At 43.3% G+C, this 19431-nt stretch carries 16 protein-coding genes and 1 pseudogene; 7 read left to right on the top strand and 10 right to left on the bottom strand.

The window, feature by feature from the left end; translation table 11 throughout:
* Positions 1–30: 30 nt before the first annotated feature.
* Together ELQ35_RS06515 and asnB are read right to left on the bottom strand one after the other, a co-directional pair.
* A complete protein-coding gene (locus tag ELQ35_RS06515) occupies positions 31–1305 on the bottom strand; it encodes an extracellular solute-binding protein (protein WP_126864025.1) in 1275 nt (424 codons plus the stop codon).
* Between the two features lie 153 nt (positions 1306–1458).
* Entirely contained in the window at positions 1459–3312 is a 1854-nt protein-coding gene (gene asnB, locus ELQ35_RS06510) for an asparagine synthase (glutamine-hydrolyzing) (RefSeq protein WP_126864024.1), read from the bottom strand.
* Between the two features lie 219 nt (positions 3313–3531).
* Here asnB and ELQ35_RS06505 point away from each other — a divergent pair, with 219 nt between their 5' ends.
* The gene (locus tag ELQ35_RS06505; RefSeq protein WP_126864023.1) at positions 3532–4104 is read left to right on the top strand and encodes a DUF2777 domain-containing protein; all 573 of its coding nucleotides are present in this window, start codon (positions 3532–3534) and stop codon (positions 4102–4104) included.
* Between the two features lie 87 nt (positions 4105–4191).
* On the opposite strand, the gene ELQ35_RS06500 is transcribed toward ELQ35_RS06505, so the two are convergent.
* The 4 genes from ELQ35_RS06500 to ELQ35_RS06485 all read right to left on the bottom strand — a co-directional run bounded on the left by ELQ35_RS06500 (position 4192) and on the right by ELQ35_RS06485 (position 8582).
* On the bottom strand, positions 4192–4536 hold the full coding sequence (locus ELQ35_RS06500; RefSeq protein WP_126864022.1) for a YisL family protein: 345 nt from the start codon (positions 4534–4536) through the stop codon (positions 4192–4194).
* Between the two features lie 79 nt (positions 4537–4615).
* Positions 4616–5521 carry a fumarylacetoacetate hydrolase family protein gene (locus tag ELQ35_RS06495; protein ID WP_126864021.1) on the bottom strand — a complete coding sequence of 302 codons (906 nt, stop codon included), beginning with the start codon at positions 5519–5521 and terminating at the stop codon, positions 4616–4618.
* A gap of 117 nt (positions 5522–5638) precedes the next feature.
* Positions 5639–6811, bottom strand: a complete 1173-nt coding sequence (locus ELQ35_RS06490) for a DUF418 domain-containing protein (RefSeq protein WP_126864020.1) — start codon at positions 6809–6811, stop codon at positions 5639–5641.
* A gap of 178 nt (positions 6812–6989) precedes the next feature.
* A complete protein-coding gene (locus ELQ35_RS06485; RefSeq protein WP_126864019.1) occupies positions 6990–8582 on the bottom strand; it encodes a long-chain-fatty-acid--CoA ligase in 1593 nt (530 codons plus the stop codon).
* Positions 8583–8784: 202 nt separating this feature from the next.
* Between ELQ35_RS06485 and ELQ35_RS06480 the strand changes: the two genes are divergently transcribed.
* The 6 genes from ELQ35_RS06480 to ELQ35_RS06455 all read left to right on the top strand — a co-directional run bounded on the left by ELQ35_RS06480 (position 8785) and on the right by ELQ35_RS06455 (position 10844).
* Positions 8785–9006 carry a spore germination protein gene (locus tag ELQ35_RS06480; RefSeq protein WP_126864018.1) on the top strand — a complete coding sequence of 74 codons (222 nt, stop codon included), beginning with the start codon at positions 8785–8787 and terminating at the stop codon, positions 9004–9006.
* A gap of 38 nt (positions 9007–9044) precedes the next feature.
* Positions 9045–9251: a spore germination protein GerPB gene (locus tag ELQ35_RS06475; protein WP_126864017.1), complete on the top strand. Its 207-nt coding sequence runs from the start codon at positions 9045–9047 to the stop codon at positions 9249–9251.
* Between the two features lie 104 nt (positions 9252–9355).
* The gene (gene gerPC, locus ELQ35_RS06470) at positions 9356–9967 is read left to right on the top strand and encodes a spore germination protein GerPC (RefSeq protein ID WP_126864016.1); all 612 of its coding nucleotides are present in this window, start codon (positions 9356–9358) and stop codon (positions 9965–9967) included.
* Entirely contained in the window at positions 9957–10136 is a 180-nt protein-coding gene (locus ELQ35_RS06465) for a spore gernimation protein GerPD (RefSeq protein ID WP_126864015.1), read from the top strand. The genes gerPC and ELQ35_RS06465 overlap by 11 nt, the downstream gene beginning before the upstream one ends.
* A 3-nt stretch (positions 10137–10139) precedes the next feature.
* Positions 10140–10556 carry a spore germination protein GerPE gene (locus ELQ35_RS06460; protein WP_126864014.1) on the top strand — a complete coding sequence of 139 codons (417 nt, stop codon included), beginning with the start codon at positions 10140–10142 and terminating at the stop codon, positions 10554–10556.
* A 69-nt stretch (positions 10557–10625) separates the two neighbouring features.
* On the top strand, positions 10626–10844 hold the full coding sequence (locus ELQ35_RS06455) for a spore germination protein (protein ID WP_126864013.1): 219 nt from the start codon (positions 10626–10628) through the stop codon (positions 10842–10844).
* A 124-nt stretch (positions 10845–10968) separates the two neighbouring features.
* Here the strand turns inward: ELQ35_RS06455 and ELQ35_RS23045 are convergent.
* The 4 genes and pseudogenes from ELQ35_RS23045 to lepB all read right to left on the bottom strand — a co-directional run.
* A pseudogene (locus ELQ35_RS23045) lies at positions 10969–11046 on the bottom strand (transposase); the annotation flags it as partial.
* 120 nt (positions 11047–11166) lie between these two features.
* Positions 11167–14949, bottom strand: coding sequence for a helicase-exonuclease AddAB subunit AddA (addA, locus tag ELQ35_RS06445; RefSeq protein ID WP_126864012.1), 3783 nt, complete (start codon positions 14947–14949; stop codon positions 11167–11169).
* Positions 14946–18428, bottom strand: a complete 3483-nt coding sequence (gene addB, locus ELQ35_RS06440; RefSeq protein ID WP_126864011.1) for a helicase-exonuclease AddAB subunit AddB — start codon at positions 18426–18428, stop codon at positions 14946–14948. Before addB ends, addA begins: the two co-directional genes overlap by 4 nt.
* Positions 18429–18853: 425 nt before the next feature.
* Positions 18854–19417: a signal peptidase I gene (gene lepB / locus ELQ35_RS06435; protein ID WP_126864010.1), complete on the bottom strand. Its 564-nt coding sequence runs from the start codon at positions 19415–19417 to the stop codon at positions 18854–18856.
* Positions 19418–19431 lie beyond the last annotated feature (14 nt).

Raw genomic sequence — 19431 nt, 5'->3', positions numbered from 1 at the left:
TGGTCATGCACTCCGCATGCACGATCATCTTTAATCCAGCTTACCTGTGATCTCTTTTACGGCGACATCCAGGGCGGCTTCCGGCTCTGCTTTTCCGGTTGCAATGTTATGAAGAGCAAAATCAGCGGGTTTCCATACAGCTTTCTTTTCGGGTATAGTTGGTAATGGAACAGCATACCGTGATTGAACAGCGACAGCTTTGGCCGCTTCATCTTTTGTAAGAATCGGATCTTGTAGCAACGATTTTACCGCCGGAATTTGCTGTGTTTTTTCAAAACGGATCTTTGCGTTTTCCTCATTGGCAAGATACTGAACTAATATCGTTGACCAGTCAGGACTTTTCGTGAAGGCAGTTACATGCCAGCCTTTTACCGCCAAAAAGGGTTTCATATGTTCGCCATTAGGCAATTTGGGCATGGCAGAAACGCCTATATCGATGCCAGTTTTTTTAAGTTCCTTCAATGCTGAAGAATCAGTCATTACAGAAACAGCTTTGCCTTCACTGAATAATTGATCCATTCCGGTTTTACCGTTTGCTCCGATTATTTCATGAGGAAAAAGACCTTCTTTATACCACTTTTGAATGTACCTGGCACCCTGGATGGTACCTTTGTTGTTTAATCCGATATCGTTTCGGTCAAAAGCTTTGCCGTTATCCTTAAATAGATAGCCGCCAAAACCGCCAAGTACCCCCTGGGCAAAATAAAGATGATCCCATAAAGCGATAAAGCCGTATTTGTCGCTTTTACGATACTCCCTTGCTTGAGCATAAACCTCATCCATTTTTCTGGGAGCCTTTGGCATTAGCTTTTTGTTGTAGACAAATACCGGAGTCTCGATCGCTTTTGGAAGGCCAAAGAGTTTTCCATCATATTTCTCTGCATGGATCGAAGGATCTATGTACATATTAAGCACGTTGTTTTCTACATTTATTTCTTGAATTAGTCCTTCTGTTACGGCTTGTCCGATTTGGTCATTCGGAAGTGTCACTACATCCGGTGCATTGCCGGAAGGGCCATCGATACGCAATTGGCGGCGAATCTTTTCAGCCATATGCATTTCTTTCCATTCAACCTTAATCCCATATTCCTTCTCAAAGGATTCAATCGCTGGTATAAGCGCATTCTGATTATCGACGTCTTCCCAAACCACAAGCTTCTCCGGTTTTGGCTCTTCTGTTTTATTTTCTATCGTTTTCTTGCTAATCGGAGCATTTTCAGTCTTAGCTTCCCGCTCATTATTGCAGCCAATCAGCACCCCTGTCATCAAAACAAGCAGCTGTAAAACATAGAATGATTTTTTCATGATGAAGACCCTCCCGGGGTGATGTTTTGTAGCTTGAAATCTGGAAATGATTTAATATATACCATTTTTGGATGTTCCATAGTATTTTTCACAGAAAAACTTTTCTTTATCCAAATGAATGAAAAACCGGGACTGGCGGCCAGTCCCGGTTTGCTATGATTCGATGATTTGGATGTCGTAATCTTTAAACCAGACATGGATCTGTCCAAGGTGTGCCAGAAGCTGCGGACCTGACATAAGCTGGCCAAACCACGGAATCTGGAAGGACTCCCCTTTTGATTCAATGATATTCCGCAGTTGCTCCTTTTCAAAAAATTCATGGAGCATCGAATTGCGGTCAGTAAGGATGTCTTTCAACCAGGATTGAATTTTATCGGTATAGGCCGGGTTATGCGTTTTCGGATACGGGCTTTTCTTACGGTAAAGGACCTCTTCCGGCAATGTCCCTTCCAATGCTTTTCGCAGGATCCCCTTTTCCCTGTTTCCAACCATTTTCATTTCCCATGGAACATTCCAAACATATTCAACCAAGCGATGATCGGCAAACGGAACCCTGACCTCCAGGCTTGCGCCCATGCTCATCCGGTCTTTCCGGTCTAACAGCGTCGTCATAAACCAGAGGATATTTAAATAAAATAGTTCTCTGCGATTGGCAGCTTCTGCTGTTTCCCCTGCAAGCCTCGGTGTTTCTGTAACTGTCTGCGCGTATTTATCCTGCACGTATTCCCCAAGCTTTAATTTATGCTGCCAGCTTTCTTTCAAAAGGGACGCGCGTGCTTCTGTCGAACGCATCCACGGAAACCCTTTCCGGCTTAAATCATCTTTTCTGTGGAACCATGGATAGCCCCCAAAGATTTCATCGGCACATTCACCTGACAGTCCAACGGTGAAATCGCGTTTGATTTCCTTGCAAAACCAGAGCAGGGAGGAATCGATGTCAGCCATTCCAGGCAGATCCCTTACATGGACGGCTTCTGTTAAATAGTCTGCAAGTGATTCCTGGGATATTACGGAACGGTGATGGACGGTATCAAAGGCATCTGACATCATTTTTATCCATGGGCCATCTGAATCTGGCTGAAATTCATTCTCCTGGAAAAACAAGTCGTTATCTTGATAATCAATCGAATACGTATGGAGCTTGCCTTTTCCCTCGGACTCATAAGCATTGGCGGCAATTGCCGTTATCGCACTGGAATCTACCCCGCCGGATAAAAATGTGCAGAGCGGCACATCCGAAACAAGCTGCCTTGTGACAGCATCATTCACGAGGAACCTGACTTTTTCCGCGGTTTCATCCAACGAATCTGTATGCTCCTCACTTCTGACATTCCAGTAACGCCAGATCCGCAATCCTTGCTGTGCCGAGAGCGTTAAAGCATGCGCGGGACGCAATTCCTGAACGCCGCGGAACACCCCTGACCCCGGGGTGCGTGAAGGCCCTAAGCCAAAAATTTCAGCAAGTCCCTCCCTGCTTATTTCCGTCTTTACGTCTGGGTGGGCCAAAATCGCCTTTATTTCTGAGCCAAATAGAAAACCACCGTCTTTTTCTGTATAAAATAACGGTTTTACCCCTAATCTGTCTCTTGCGATAAATAGCTTTTGCTCATTCACATCCCAAACTGCAAAGGCAAAAATGCCATTAAAAAATTCCACGCATTTTTCTTTCCATTCTATATAAGAAGTTAGCAAAACATCTGTATCACTATGGCCTTTAAAGGAATATCCTTTTAATAGCAATTCTTTTCGGATATCTTCTGTGTTATAAAGTTCGCCATTATAACAGAGTATATATTTGCGGTTTTCATGTTCTTTGAGCATTGGCTGGCAGCCGCCCTCAGGATCCACGACAGTCAGACGTTTATGGCCAAAGGCTGCATGGGTGTCCGCCCATACATTTGACTGATCGGGACCGCGTTTGGCTAACGTTTCAGTCATTTGTCCCAGTATTTCCGTTTCTTTTCCGACATCTTTCCGGAAATGGACCCATCCTGTAATTCCACACATGCATTATCGCCCTTTCTGAATCTGATGTTATTGAACCAAATAATTGTAGCTTACACGCCAGTTAAGCAAATTACCTATATAAGAACAAGAATATATAAAATAACCTATGCGAAAACAAATAGATGGTTATTTGTCCCGGTAATAAAATAAAAAGTTATATTTTCCTTGGAATTTGTCAAAAACGTAGAGGTATTCCACTTTTTGGAGGGGTGTTATGATATGAGCAGGCAGCAAAGAGAGAAACTGTTTAACCGCCAAACCAGGGCATTTTCAGAAGGAACGGTGGAATCGATTAATCATCAATGGGTTTTCTTTGATGAAGAAACGGATGAGGCCTCATCCCTTGAGGAATATTTACACCAGAATGTCGAAATTTTCAGAGGCAATCGTTGGCGCAAAGGATGCGTGGAGGAAAACGGTGCCGTGAAACACAACAATCAAATTTTCCATCTGCAGGACAGCGAACAGATCCGAATCCGGAAGCGGCTGATTTATTCGTTTGAAAGACTGCTCGACGAATTGAATGATGATTCTTTTTTCCAATTTGTAACGACCTTAAACTCGCTCGACTTTTCCGTATATGATTGCCTATACAGCTATAACCAGCTTACCTTTCTCAGGGAAGCAAAGACACAATCGGGAGTCAACTTTTTTATTTTCGATAACGGGACGGTGCTTTGTTCTGTCCAGCATCACTTTTATTATTCGGAAAATGAACATGACCGGTTCGAGTTCACCCTTAATACGGGCAAAAGGATTGTCATTGAAAAAATAAATTCACAGCAGCCTTAAGGAACGTCGACTATACCAGCACTAGCGAAAGCCCTTACGAAAACAATAAAGGCACTGCCAACAATAAATTGGCGGTGCCTCTATTACTTAACCAAATGGTTGGAACCCTTGTGGCAGGGCTAAGCCCATATAAAGAACTACTAAAAAGGCAATGATAAACACTATCCATAAAGCGCCTGTACTTTTTCCTTTTTTTGCGCGAACCAAAATCATTTCCATCATGCCGATGACGATAATCCCAACAATAGCCTTGAGCCAGTATACATCAAAGGCGCTGCCAATTAAGGCGAAACCGGTAAGGATGATCAGCACATAAAAAACGCGTACGATCATATGTAAGATTTTAAAGCCCCTTGAACTCTTATCCATAGACATCGCTATAAAAAAGAGAATGAGGGCGACTACCCAGGTCGTGATATGCATATGAGTCATGTAAAGAAATCCTCCCCTTATCAATAATCTCCTACATCATATCACAGACAATTGCGCAATCACAAAGTTTAAAATGTGACTATTCTATGACGTTTACAAGAGTCCCAACCTTTTCAACGGTTATTTCAACCGTGTCTCCTGGATGGAGGAATTTAGGCGGATTAAATCCCTTTCCAACTCCTGCAGGTGTTCCGGTGGCGATAATATCGCCAGGCTCGAGGGTCATCCCTTTCGAAATGACAGCGATGATTTCTTCCACAGGAAAAATGAACTGTTCCGTACTGGACTTTTGGCGGACCTCATCATTCACCTTTGTTTGGATCTGTAGTTGGTTAGGATTTGCTACCACGGATTTATGGACAATATAAGGTCCCATTGGACAAGTGCCATCGAGACTTTTCCCGAGAAGGTATTGCTTGTGCCTTGCCTGCAGGTCGCGGGCTGTCACATCATTGATAATCGTATAGCCAAACACATAATCAAGTGCTTCTTCACGCTTGATGACACGCCCCTTTTTCCCGATCACGACGGCAAGCTCACCCTCGTAATCCAGTTCATCGGTTACATCCTGATGGTTTGGGATAGTCGATTTATGCGCAATCACTGTAGTCGGCGCTTTCGAAAAAAGCATGATGTTCTCCGGAATATCCGCTTCGCTCCCCAGTTCAATCGCATGCTCGGCGTAATTTTTCCCTACACAGAAAATGTTTTTCGCAGGACGCGGGATTGGCGCCTCCCATTGTAAATCTTCCTCCGCGATAAAAAGAGAAGCATCATCGATGGAAAGGCTCCATTGGTATAGTTTTTCTGCCTTTTCGACGAAGCTTTCCCCTTCCTGAATGCATTCCATAAGCGTTGTCGGAATGGAAACAGCTGAATCATTCATTTTTTTGGCAGCTTCTTCGAGCAATAAAAAGGCCGCCCCCTTTTCATCTGTCATTACGAATTTGCTTTCATTGTTTACTTTAACTGTCGCAAATTTCATAGTATCTTCACTCCTTTGATGTTTGTATCGATGCCAAAACGTTTCAGTCTGCCTTCTTGCTTAAAATCTTACTTTTTCAGAAAAAATAAACTTTCTTCACCGCTTGTCCCCTTTCACTTACTTATTTCTTTTCATGGAAGGGCACCTCCAATACGTCAACAGTCTCCATATGTATTCAACAGGTCCCATTCGGTAGAATCTGAGCCAAATACGGCTTGTCAGTACTTGAATAATACAAATGACAAATACCAGCAGCACCCCCGCAGCAAAAGATATTTGACCATAGAATCCGAAACCGTAGGAGTAAAAAAGGCATGTACCCAGCAGAGATTGGAACAAATAATTACTTAGAGAAAGCCTGCCCACATAAGAAAGCGGCATCAACATGGAATAAACCGATTTCTTTTGAAGCAGCAGGGCAATCAAGGTTATATAAAATAAAGACAGCAATGGCCCCCCGAATGTGTCCTGTAAAAAACCGGCCAGGTAATTAGAAACTGTATAGTAAGGAAGTAATTTAAACAACAAACCCATAGTAAGAGATACAGCCATAACAAACCGTAACTGGGTTCTATAAGTGTCCGGCCGCTCAAGAAAACCTAATTTCGCAAAACCTGCTCCGACCAAAAACAACGGAAAAATAGATAAAAACAATAGAATGCCATTTGACAGGTTATTGACTGCATACCAATCAAGGAATCTCTGATGCATAATTTCCGTGAAGGTACCATTTCGATATACTGCTATCGACTGCCGGACTGCCTCCATGTCTGCGGGAATCATCAGATCCTCTGCAGTGCCCAAAAGCAAAGCTAACAAAAGGTAGGGAACAAAATACAAAAGGGTCCCTAAAACGAGCAAAAGTCTGCCGCTCATTTTATAAAACAGGATAAAAACAAAACCAAAAAGCGCATAATTTATCAAGATATCTCCATGCCAGATCAAATAGGCATGAATACAGCCAAATAACAACAAAGCAAGTAACCTTCTCGAAAAGATAAGTGGAAAAGATTGGCCCCGGTCGTTTATCCTGTTCGCCAGCAGAATCGCCCCAAAGCCAAAGAGAAATGCGAATAAAGGGTAAAAGCTTGCCTGGGCCAGGACATCGATTAGGATGTACATGAAATGATCGGGATTTTGATCCCACCAAGTTAATGGATTAATATACAGCAAAGGCGTATGGAAGGATGGCATATTAACAAGAAGTATCCCAAGGATTGAAAATCCTCTTAGTATATCAATGCTGGCAATCCTAACATGCTCCTGCAACGGCTGGTTCACATCATTCATTGTAATAACTCCCGGTCTTTTTCAGTTTTGCTGGTATTAATCTTAGAGTATAGCTATTTCCCTATTTCGACATAATAATCGGCAATTCCTTTCTAGTTACTTGATAATATCACTTTTTTTTTCGAAAAACCTGCCCTTTATGGAAAAGGGCAGGTCAGTGTGTTAGTTGATGTTGCTTTTAATTTACAAATCGCTCTGAATTCCCCCGAGCGTTCCAGTATTCATTGCGGAGATGAACTTTTTGGATTTTTCCTGATCCTGTTTTTGGTAGTTCATTAACAAATGTCACACTCGTGACCGCTTTAAAATGTGCTAATTTTTCTCTTGAAAATGCAATGATTTCCTCTTCGCTAACTTTTTGGTTTTCTCTTAAAACGACGAATGCGTGCGGCGTTTCTCCCCACTTTTCGTGAGGAACTGCGATGACAGCTGCTTCCATGATGCCCGGATGTTCGTATAATGCCCCTTCCACTTCAATGGAAGATATGTTTTCTCCGCCGCTAATAATAATATCCTTTTTGCGGTCAACAATATCGATATATTCATGTTCATTCACTGTCCCCATGTCTCCTGTGTGAAGCCAGCCGTTTCTAATTGCTTCCATTGTCGCTGCTTCATTTTTCCAATATCCCTTCATAACACCATGGCTTCTTACAACAACTTCACCAATCTCTTTTCCGTCATGGGTAACTTCTATTCCATTCTCATTGATAACTCTTACATCACTGCCAATCATTGGGTTTCCAGCTTTCGCTTTCAATCCGTACTGCTCCTTAAGAGAAAGGTGGGATAGCTGTGAGCGGATCCTGGAAATCAGGCTAAGCGGGGTAGCTTCAGTCATTCCATACACCTGGATGAATTCCCAGCCTAATTCTTTTTCCACTCTTGTCACGAAAGCCGGCGGTGGTGCAGAGCCCGCAATCACCACACGTACATCCTGGTCGATGACAGGCACATTTTTCTCGTAAAACTGCAGCAGAGAATTCAAAACGGTTGGAGCCATAGCCAGAACTGATACTTTATGGACTTCCAACGCTTTAAAAATAGATTCAGGTGTAGCTTTTCTTAAACAAATATGAGTCGCACCATTCGCCGTATAGTAAAAAGGGGCTCCCCATCCATTCACATGGAACATTGGCAGGACATGCAAGTACACATCACTGTCGCTAACTCGTAAATGATGCATCGTACTTAAGGCATGCAGATAGTTATTTCTGTGTGTAAGCATGACTCCCTTTGGATTGCCCGTCGTACCGCTTGTGTAAAGCAGGCTGCAAACATCATTTTCATCCAGCCCGGCACGGTCAAAGGATGCTGTGGAATGCCTTGCCAGCCATTCATCGTAAACGGTTTCATTTGTTTCAGCCTCTTTGTAATGGACGATAATATGCTCGACGGTTTCCAGTTTGTCTTTAATGGGCTGGATCAAGTGATAAAAATCCTGGTCAACGAAAAGCACCTTTGATTCACTATGGTTCAGGATAAACAAGTAATCTTGAGGCGTTAAACGAATATTGATCGGCACCATGATTGCCCCAAGTTGAAAAACCCCATAAAACCCTTCGAGCATTTCAACAGTATTTGGTGCCAAATAAGCTACCCGGTCCCCTTTTACAACCCCCAAGTCGCTTAAACCATGTGAAAGCTGATTGACCCTTCCGTTTAATTCGCGGTATGTAAAAACTCGGCTATCACAATAAACTGCTTGCTTATCTCCGTATAAGGAAACAGCCCTGTCCAAAAACTCCGTTAACACTAAAGGTACATTCATCATCCTCACCTCAAATAGAAATTGGAATACTCTAAATTAATTATATAACACGACTGTATCTAAATAAACAGTAACTTATCATTGTTATATAACATTTCAGAAGGGGCCCTTCTGTTTTGTTTTATGTATCATGCCGGGGTATCACATAACCGAGAAGTTACATAGGATATAGAACTTAATGACAATAAGGGGGATTTCGTATATGCCCGCAATAGTCGGAGCCGTTCAAGTAATGAGCATTGGCAGCAGCGGCGTTTTTAATATTGGGGATGTATTTAAAATCTCCCCTGCTTCCACTTCGAAAACCTTTGCAGGAGCCGGATCATTCAATACTGGAGAACAAATTTCACTTTATAACAACCAAAGCTCTACCAATACGTTTGATAGTGATGTATCGGATCAGCCAACTTTGTTGAACCTATAAATCCATTTTATGTACATCAAGGAAAGGAAGGACCCCACATGGTTTTCCATATACAGCAGTCCATTCAAATCAATATGATCAAGATAACCAACATATCAAATTCCTCAGTCTTCCAAATCGGCAGTGCCGGTGTAATCAAGCCGCTTTCTACACAGGCAAATACAGGACAATTTACAGAATCTGCACCGCAAATAGGCGCGGATGCAGGCACTTCTACCCCATTTAGGGGATCAACCGGGCAATAATCAACTGCGCATAGGCATTCACCCACTGAAAATAGCTGCATATACTATTTACGTATCAGAATAGGAGGCCGCTCGATGATCACAAAGGTGAGGTGAATGAATCGATGCAAAATGAATTTTATTCCTACACTTACCAAATGCAGAGGTATTTAGCTGCCCAGGATAACCGGATTGCCCAGTTGGAAAGTGCAATTCAAGATTTGCTCAAGGAAATGGAAGAACTGAAGAATAGGCGAGCAGTAAATGTAGAAAAAATTGAATATAAATTTGACCAGTTGAAGGTAGAAACATTGGATGGCACATTAAATATTGGACTGAATCCAAATGATCTCGGGCAACTGGATGAATTCACCGTAAATGGAGCCTCACCAGGCGGACCATATCTATTCCCGGAGAGGGATATCATGATCAAGGAAATATCGTCTACTATTCATGAAAATATGGATGAAATGATAGCCGAATCTGAAAGAAATTCAGGAAACCGCCTGGACCCATCCTACCAGGAATTTATCAAAAGCGACGTTGCCAGACAGCTTCAGCAAAGAATTGAGATGTACCTTAACGATACTTCACATGCAGAACGCACGTCAGGGCGGCATGACAGCCTTAAAGAAAAAACCATCGAAAAAATCAAAACGGATATCCGGCTTGCCATTGATAACTTTATCGCTTATTCACATAAACAGAAAGGAGAGAAAAAAAGTAATGGAATTTAATGTAACAAATTGTGGCCTTCATGTCGGCAATATAGAAGTACTCGGGGTGGCAAGCGCATCCTTATTTTTAATCGGGGATGCAGATACTATCCAACTTTCATCTGCCTTTGACACTCCTGCTGAATCCTTGATTATCGGGGCTCTGGTTCCTTTCACACCACAAGGTTAAATGATGTTTTCTCGAATATCGAGAGTTAAATCCTTCTCTTCCCAAACATTATCCTTTAGTTCCACCCTGCAAATAGGCGACTGCACATACATTGACGGCCATTCAGAAACATTTGCCGTTCAGCGAGAGGCAGAGCTTTTTTGGGGAAATGAGGCGGACGTATTACCGTATCCAATCTTTTACTCCCCTTCTGTCTTTTTGCCGGTTGCTGAAGATGTAAAAACTACATTTATCAATAACCACCCTTTTATTGAAACAGGAAATGTAAATATCGTAGGTATCTCTGCTTCATCGGTAATTGCAGTTGGGAATATACGTCATGCAAGAATGCGTTCAAGAGTAAAGCACATCCGTCAGCTCCTGGACAGACAAGTCGATAATAATTCTAAAACCGTATCTTCAAACGGGAAAAGGGAATAAGACCGTAGGCCAAACTTCAAAGTTCCGGGAGTATTAGTCTTTTAAATCTATATTAAAGGATGTTTTAACATGCCAGCTATAGTCGGTCCGGTTCAAGTCATGCAAGTCAGCGGAGGAGTAGTGCAATTTGGTGATTCTCTCGCTCTATCACCAAAAAGTGCCTCAAAAACGTTCCTTGGCAGCGGTGCAAGCAATACCGGGGCAATCATTTTTACAGCTAACGGAGTAAGCGGGAATAACGTGCTGGATCTAAATGGAGTTGACCAGCCAATTGCCGGAAATAATTAAATATTAATATAAAAAGTGAGACAAATTACTTGGAAGAAGGGCTGCAATTTTGCAGCTGTTTTTTTTATATAATAGAGCGTAAAACCACGATGCCTTTAGGCTCGTGGATGTAAGCTCTTTGTATTTAACCTTGGTTTTGTATATATTTTTCGATTGTTTCTTTGCACGCATTTCCAACAGAGCAAGCAAAATAACCATCGCTCCAATTAGGATAGCTGGCAGTTGACTTTACTGGTACTTCAACGGTGAAGTCGCAACTATTTTTGGATTTCTAGTTTTGGCACTTTTGGTAAGAGGTCTTGTTCACATCAGCTCTTGTATCTTAATTATTCATATCAAGCAAATGGGCACCATCGAAGAAAAATAAATACCGCTCGTTCACTTTTTTCTTCCATATGCTTTCAATGGCACGGGTATACAGCTGAAGCTGGATACGGTATCTTTCCGCCAATATATCCTTTGCTCCTTTGAATCCATTGGCAAATCGCTCAGTGATGGCATCCGTTTTATAATCCAAGAGTACAACCCCCTGCTCATCTTCGAAAATACAATCGATGATTCCCTGGACCAAAATAAGCTCATCGCCTTTTTTCCAGTCATTATAAGCTTCATTTGCAGGCAATGCCATTGAAAACGGTACTTCTCTTCTAATCAAAGCAGCCTGTTGCAGACGCCGGCCGATTTCGCTGTCAAAGAATTCTATAACCACTGCTGGATTAACAGCTGCTTTTTGTTCCTTTGTCATAAGCTCGTGATTTATCAAGCTTGTAACCAAATCATCTACGGTATCTTCCGTAACAGGCTTTTTCATATTGATATGTTGCATAATCAAATGCGTGATCGTTCCTTTTTCGGCAGGGGTTAATGACTTTTCCTGCATAAAGGCAGGGCGTGTCAGGATCGGCCGCTTGAATTTTCGCAGCAGCTCAGTCGAACTTTCTTCATCCCTCAGTTCCGCTTGCCGCTTTAATTCAGACACTGACTGTTTCGAACGATGAACGGAAGCATCAGAAAATGGGTAGTTCCAACTTAACTGGTCGAGAATCTTCCCTTTATACTCCGATTCAATATCCACATTCCGGAATTCCCTTACAGCGTCCAGCGATTTTTCCTGCTCAACTGCTTCTTCATCATCAAGCACCTGTAATTGGTCATTCGGTACTACTTCTAAATACCAGTTGGACGGATGGAAGGCAATGTCTTCATTGCTGTTTCCTCTAGTATCCATTTCATCGATCATTGACTTTCCATCACTGTGCCGAATAATCGACGGGCCAATCCAATCCAAATAGCTTTTGGCACCTGCCCTAACATAATCCTTTAAAAGCCAATCGCCATGCGAAGAATTGGCTGCCCAGTCTTTGAGGCTTTTTTCAGCATCTTTCACAGTCCCGATTAAGTACAACTTTTCCTTTGCCCTTGTTAAGGCAACATAGAGTACCCGCATTTCCTCTGCGATCATTTCCAGCTGTTTTTTCTTTTTAAACGCTAGTTGCGGCAGCGAAGGATAGGTGATACGCAGTTCAGGATTTACATATTTCGATGCAAAGCCGAAGTCTTTATCGAGCAGATATGATTTCCTGAGATCCATCATGTTAAATTGCTTCGAAAGCCCGGCGATGAAAACAATCGGAAACTCCAGCCCCTTAGACGAGTGGATCGTCATCAGCCGGACGACATCTTCCTGCTCGCCAAGAGCCCTTGCAGTCCCCAGGTCATCGCCACGTTCCTGCATTCTTTCAATGAAACGCAAGAAGCGGAACAAACCGCGAAAGGAACTGGATTCATACTGCCTTGCCCGGTCGTATAAAGACCTCAGGTTTGCCTGGCGCTGTTTTCCTCCCGGCATACCGCCTGCAAAATCGTAAATCTTAGTCTCACGGAACAACAGCCAGATCAAGTCCGAAAGTGCTTCTTGCGTCGCCAGCTTCCTCCATTTGGCAAGTTTTCTGGTAAACAATGAAACTTTATCAGATAGGTCAATATATTCCGCCCGATCTGCTTTCCTGTAAAACTCCGACATGGCATCATAATAGTTTCCAGTATGAAATAAACGAATTTGTGCTAATTCCTCTTCATTCAGGCCGACAATCGGCGAGCGCAGCACGGAAACGAGCGGAATATCCTGCTGCGGGTTATCGATCACTTTAAGCAAGGAAATCATGATCGCCACTTCAGTCGCTTCAAAATATCCTGTCGATAGATTGGCATAAACCGGGATACCCTGTTTCTTAAATTCTTCGATAATCTGCGGAGCCCACGGCATCGACCGAAGCAGGATCACGATGTCCCGGTATGTGATTGAACGGTATGTTCCTATTTTGGTATCGTATATCGGCTGTTTTTCAGAAATCGCTTGTTTGATGATTTTTGCCATCATCCTTGCTTCCAACTGGGCGTTCTCCAATTCTTCAACATCAAACACGACTTCCGCTAAGTCAGTCTCTGGATCTGGTGGGGAAATAGATGTTTCCTCTTCCTCATTGCTGCTGTTATCGATTACGTACAGTTCGATGGGGTAAGGCCGGTCCTCTGGATACGGTGCTCCTTTTTTCAGTTCGGCATCCTCATCGTATTCAATCTCGCCAACAGTAACACCCATAAGCTGTTTAAACAAATAGTTCGTGCCATCCAAAACTTCCTTACGGCTCCGGAAGTTTTGGTTCAGATCTATCCGTAAACCTATTTCACTGCCATCATGGGTAAAACGTGTATATTTGCCAAGGAATAGATTAGGTTCCGCGAGACGAAAACGGTATATGGATTGTTTCACATCGCCAACCATAAACAAGTTTCCGCTATGTTCACTATCTGCTGTTACCAGTTTGAGGATCGACTCCTGAACAAGATTCGTATCCTGATATTCATCGACGAGCACTTCTTTAAATTGTTTTCGGTAGTCCTGTGCAGCCTGTGACGGAACCATTTCAGTTCCATCCATTTCACCGGTGAGAATGTCAAGGCAATAATGTTCCAGATCTGAGAAGTCGACGAGGTTCTTTTCAGCTTTAACAGCAAAAAAACGTTGATCAAACTGCTTCACAAGAGTGACAAGCGTTTCCGCATATCGTTTGAGCTCGCCGATGTCGCGGATATAGCTTTCCGGCTTTCTTGAGAACAGCTCATTTCTTAGGGTTTCAAGTGTTTTTTTTGCCTTGTTGCGGTATTTCGTCGCCAAATCCACCAGATCTTTATGATAATCATTGCCGGAGCATCGTTTGGCAGTGGAGAATTTCCATGACTGCATTTCCTCGTACGTTTGATACCAAGACTGCTGATTTGCTTGAAAAAGGCGCTCGACAATCGCCAAGTCATCAAGGAAGTTTTCAGCCCTTGGCGCAGGCCCGCCTGGAACTTTCGTTAGATCCATTGCCTGCTGCAATAAAGCTTTAGCAGTCTCAAGCTGCAGTTCAATATCGAATCTTAACGTACTGATAAAAGGTAAATCCTCAATTTGCGTGCCCTCGTCCACATCATACATCTCAAGCAGTTGATCGAGCCATTGTTCCGGGTTGGGATGAGATCTCGAAAAGTCATGAAGCGAGCGGACCATGCTTTGCAATGCCGCATCGTTCCTGTCGCTGGTAAACACATCAACAAGCTTAAAAAAGCTTTCATTATCAGCCTGGCCGTAATGTTCCTCAAACAGCTCCTCCATCACTTCATCCCGGATCAGTTCCGCTTCAGTCGTATCAGCAATCCTAAAACCCGGATCAATTTCACTCAGATAATAATACTTCCTGATAACCTCAAGACAAAAGGAGTGAAGCGTCGAAATCGAGGCCCGGTTGATCAAACTCACTTGTTTCCGCAAATGCTGGGAACCCGGGTTTTCATTGATGGACTTTTCAAGTGCTTCCCCAATACGGTGTTTCATTTCTGCTGCCGAAGCATTGGTAAAGGTAACGACGAGCAATTCATCAACATCAATCGGTTCCTCTTCTGCAACGACTTTTTGGATAATCCGATTTACCAGTACAGCTGTCTTACCGGATCCTGCAGCTGCTGCTACGAGAATATCCTGGTCCTTTGCCCAAATGGCTTTCCATTGGTCATCTGTCCAGGTTACATCTGCCGGCCTTGGCGGAATCATTGTTTTACTCATTGATCAGCAGCCTCCTTCCGTAACATCGCCAAAACATCTTCCTGCATTTTTGGCGTTAGAATTCTAAACTCGTTATCTTCGAGTGATTGATCAAATTGGCAGACCGATTTAAAAGAACAAAACTTGCAGGGTGTCTTATCTTTTAATTTATAAGGTGCAATGTCCACCTTTCCATCGATGATTGAATCGCCAGCTTGCTGATACATATTCCTGACGTGTTTATTCAGAAGCGAGAATTCTTCTTTGCTGGCAACTCTTGATTTCGATTGCAATGTTCCGTCCTTTTTAAAGCCGGCCGGAATGATCTCTGACTGGCCTGTTTCAAGGGATTGGTCCATAAGTTGGATAACATCTGAATCCCCAAGTAAAAGGCCCTTCATCTTGAAGCTCTTATATAGCGCCTGTTCGATTTCATCAAGGCCAAGCATCCCGCCAGCCTTCACGACCGGATTATGGACATGAAAATAAAGGACGCCTGCCGGAAATGCTTCTTTCCCAATTAACGAACGGGAATGGGTAACGACGATATCGAGATAGGTGAGCATCTGCAACGCAAGCCCGTAATAAACTTCACTGAAGTTTAAATCTTTCTCGCTGGACTTATAATCAAGCACCCTCAGGTAAACGCCGTCGTTTTCCTCTGCTTTATCGACGCGGTCGATCCGGCCGACCAGTTCCATTTTTGTACCGTTTTTCAAAGTAAAAGAAAGTGGTGGAAGCTGTCCATCCTTCCCGAAGCCAAGTTCAAGTCCGATCGGTGAAAACCCGCTCACTTTTGCATGCTCGCTTAATACCATAGAAGCCCGGCTGATTATATTTTCAAGCTTGCTCCTCAGATAATGATGACGGTTTGTGCTTAGCAGAATTTCATTTTGAAGCTTCGGGGCAAGACTGTCCACTGCCTCTTTTGCCAGGAGTTGGCACTGCTTTTTCGTCAGTGACGCCCATAAAATGTTATGATCCCTTAAATAATCAGAAATCAGTTTAAGCGCACCATGGAACATCTCTCCGATATCAGGCGCATCAAGCCGGAATATTTTCCGTTCCCGGAGCTTTAATCCATGAGCTGCATAATGTAAAAAATGACAGCTGTTGAACATTTCCATGCGCGAAACACTGGCCGTGATATTTTCCCCGTAGATTTTTTGGCTCGTGTCTTCCGATAATTTCTTCGCCTTATTTTGATAAAACAAACTTGAGAGCACACGAACAGCTTCCGGCTTAACTATCTCGTTAGCCATATACGCATTGTATACATCCCACCAGAGCGGATGGATTGGATAATTTCTTTTTCTCAGCTGCAGCTGAGCCGTTAGATAGGATAAAGCCACATCATAATTAGCAGCGTACTCAGCCTGTCCGGATCCCGGTAGATCTGATGGGTCATTCATATAGGCATTTTCGGTGAGGTTTGGCAGCACTTCTCTTATTCTCTTAATATAAGAAGATGGCAAAAGGGATTTTCCTTCCTCATCAGCGAGCGGATAAGAGAGGTAAAGTTTCTCTGATGGCGTCATAAACGCCTTGTAGGCTGTAAATTCCTCATCCATCAGGCGGATTTTCGATCCCGGAGCAACCTCCAGGCCTCTTTGTAATAAGGCGTCCCTGTCGTTATCGGAAAAGATGCCATCTGCCCCTGCTTTTCCCGGCAGTACTCCTTCCGTCAGCCCGATGAGAAATGCTGCCTTTACATCATCTAATCGCGATAAATCGAGATTCGCAACCAGCACCTGATCAATGGCAGGAGGAACAAGCGAGAATTTCATCGATTCCATACCAGTCTCGATTATTGTAGAAAACTGCTTTAAGCTGGTTTTCTCATCGCCCAGTATTTCAACGTATTGATCTAACAGCCCGACGAACGCATTCCAAACCTGCTCATATTCGCGGGCTGAAATCAAGTCACCTTCGTCTTCCGCTTCAAGCTTCCATTTATCCAGTTTTCCAGGAATTTGCAGTTCCTCAAGATACAGATAAAGAGCTTCACAATATTCCCTTCCGCTTGCGGCCCGCTTCAACCGTCTGGAAAAGCCGAGAATCGGCTCAGTAAACATCTGCTTTAGCTCATTCAATTCGTCCTCTATTCGCCTTTCCTTGTCCGTCTGCGCACGCTCCTCAAGCTCAAGGCCGCGCAATCTACGGTATGTCCAACGTTCCTTTGAAGTCCATTTTCCACCCTTGATCCCCCGCGAAAGCACAAAGTTTTCGAGGCTGTCCACTCGTTCCCTCATCCTGCTCACGTTACGGTCGATCGGATACAGCAGTTCAGTTTTAATCGACCGGAAAACTGGTTCATACCGCCAGTTCGTAAGCAGGGTCTCAAGTGTTGAACGAATGAGTTCTATTAGTGGATGGTTCAGCATCGATCGCTTGGCATCAATGAAAACCGGAATCTGGTAATCACGGAAAACGGTCTGGATCATATCATGGTATGAATCGCCGTTGCGGACTAAAACCGCAATGTCTTTCCAGCGGTAATTTTCTTCACGGACAAGCCGTAAAATCGAACGCGCGATTCCCTCCACTTCTGCCCTGCGGTTAACTGCTGGTGAGACAGTGACAGCTGATTCCTGCAAAAACGGCCGGGCTGGACGGATGTTAAAGTTGGCTTCAAGGTGCTGCAAAGCAGGGCTTCCGGCAAAACGCTCCTGCTCAGACAAAATAACGTCTTGTTCACAAGAAACACCAAGCCGTTCAGCTGCTGTAAAAATGCTGTGATAAAGGGAACCTGTCTGCCGAAAAAGATTAAGAATATCAGGCTCATTCTGTTTATATGGCTGATCCAGTGTCAACCCCACAGTAACACCCTTGCTCAGGCTTACCAGCTCTTCGACAATCAGCAATTCCTGAGGCGTTAAGCTGTAAAAACCATCGATATATATCTCTGCAGCCAAGATATATGGTGAATTCGCCATTTTCTCAAGCAGCAGATTAAAGTAATCTTCCGAATCCAAGTACTTCCCAATTAATTCATCTTCAAAGGCCTGATAAATGACTTCAAGGTCATGCAGTTTATTTTCCAGCCCCTGATCTCCGGGTTGTTTTCCGATGAAGTCTCTGATTTCCTCCGGATTGACGCAATATCTTTTGAATTCCGCCAGCATTTCCTCAAGTTGGACAATAAAGCCCTGCTTCTCAGCAGAACGGCTGAACATTTTTAAGTCATCTTTCTTATTTTCAATAATCTTGCGGATCAGCATGTTTACACCCACACTGTCCAGGTGGATCCTGCTCATGCCGCCGGTTTCCTGGAGAACACGCCAGGCAAGCCGTGTAAAGCTGTAAACCTGGGAACGGATCATGCCCGCAAGGCCCGGTGTCGCAATCAATTTATATTCAGATAAAAAAGTCATTTGTTCAGGGACAAGATAGATGATTGGATTTCCGTCCGGGCTATCGTGCAGCTTGCCGCGGATTTCATTAAGAATTGTTGTCGTTTTTCCTGTCCCGGATCTTCCAAGTAAAAAACGGAGTGGCATACTTTTCCCTCCTTCAACCCGCTCTCTTCATGCGTTTTCCGTAATGAAGCCTATTCGAGCAGGTGAATCTCCCAGATATAATCATACCAGAAGCGTGTTCTTAAATTGATGGAATTCTTTAGAGGTTTTAATAAAAATAGAAGACCGTTGCAAATAGTTAATCCAAGTTATACATAGCATTGTTTGATGTTTCTTTTGATATCTCACATCCTATTTTACTGTTTTTTTGGCATAAAGTACAATCGTATGTTCCCGTTTCATAAAATATTATGAATCATTAATAAAGAAAACTCGCCGATTGGCGAGCCTGTAAAAGCGATGACAGAGGTGTAGTTGCACTCATGCAGATAAGAAAGTATATACTTTCTTATCTGCCAAAAAAATTCCCTCTAGAACGGACGAGAAAAGGGAACAGGCAAACTGTGTCAATTGCCCCTAAAGTTTATATTGAATTTATCCAAAGGCCAATATCGTACATCTACCTTGCCTACCACTTTATCGATTGAAACGTACCCAAAATGCCTGCTGTCCATGCTTCCAAGCCGGTTGTCGCCCATGACGAACAGCTTGCCGTTTGGCACATTCTCAGAATTCGTCAATTCATTGAGAGTAAAATCCCCGGTGAGATTCAGTCCTGGAAACGGATGCTTGAATTGCTGCAAATAAGGCTCCTGGTATTTAACGCCGTTTACATAAAGCCAATCATCTTTGTAGGTAATTTTATCCCCCGGCAGCCCTATCACCCTTTTGACATAATCATCTCTGTCGTTAGCATGAAAAACGATTACATCAAAACGATGGATATCCTGAATCTGATAGCCGATCTTATTCACCACTAGTCTATTTCCATCCTGCAGTGTGGGCTGCATCGATTCTCCTTCTACTTCATAGCTGGAAAAGAAAAAAATCCGGATAAAGAGGAATAACACAAAAGCAATCACACCAGCTTTAAACCAGTCCATAAACGAGTCTTTGCGATTTGCTGCCATTCTATTGCCCCCAG

The sequence above is a fragment of the Peribacillus cavernae genome, assembly GCF_003989135.1.
Classification (GTDB): Bacteria; Bacillota; Bacilli; order Bacillales; family DSM-1321; genus Peribacillus; species Peribacillus cavernae.
The sequence above is the reverse complement of the archived record's forward strand: the minus strand, read 5'-3'. Positions and strand labels throughout refer to the sequence as shown.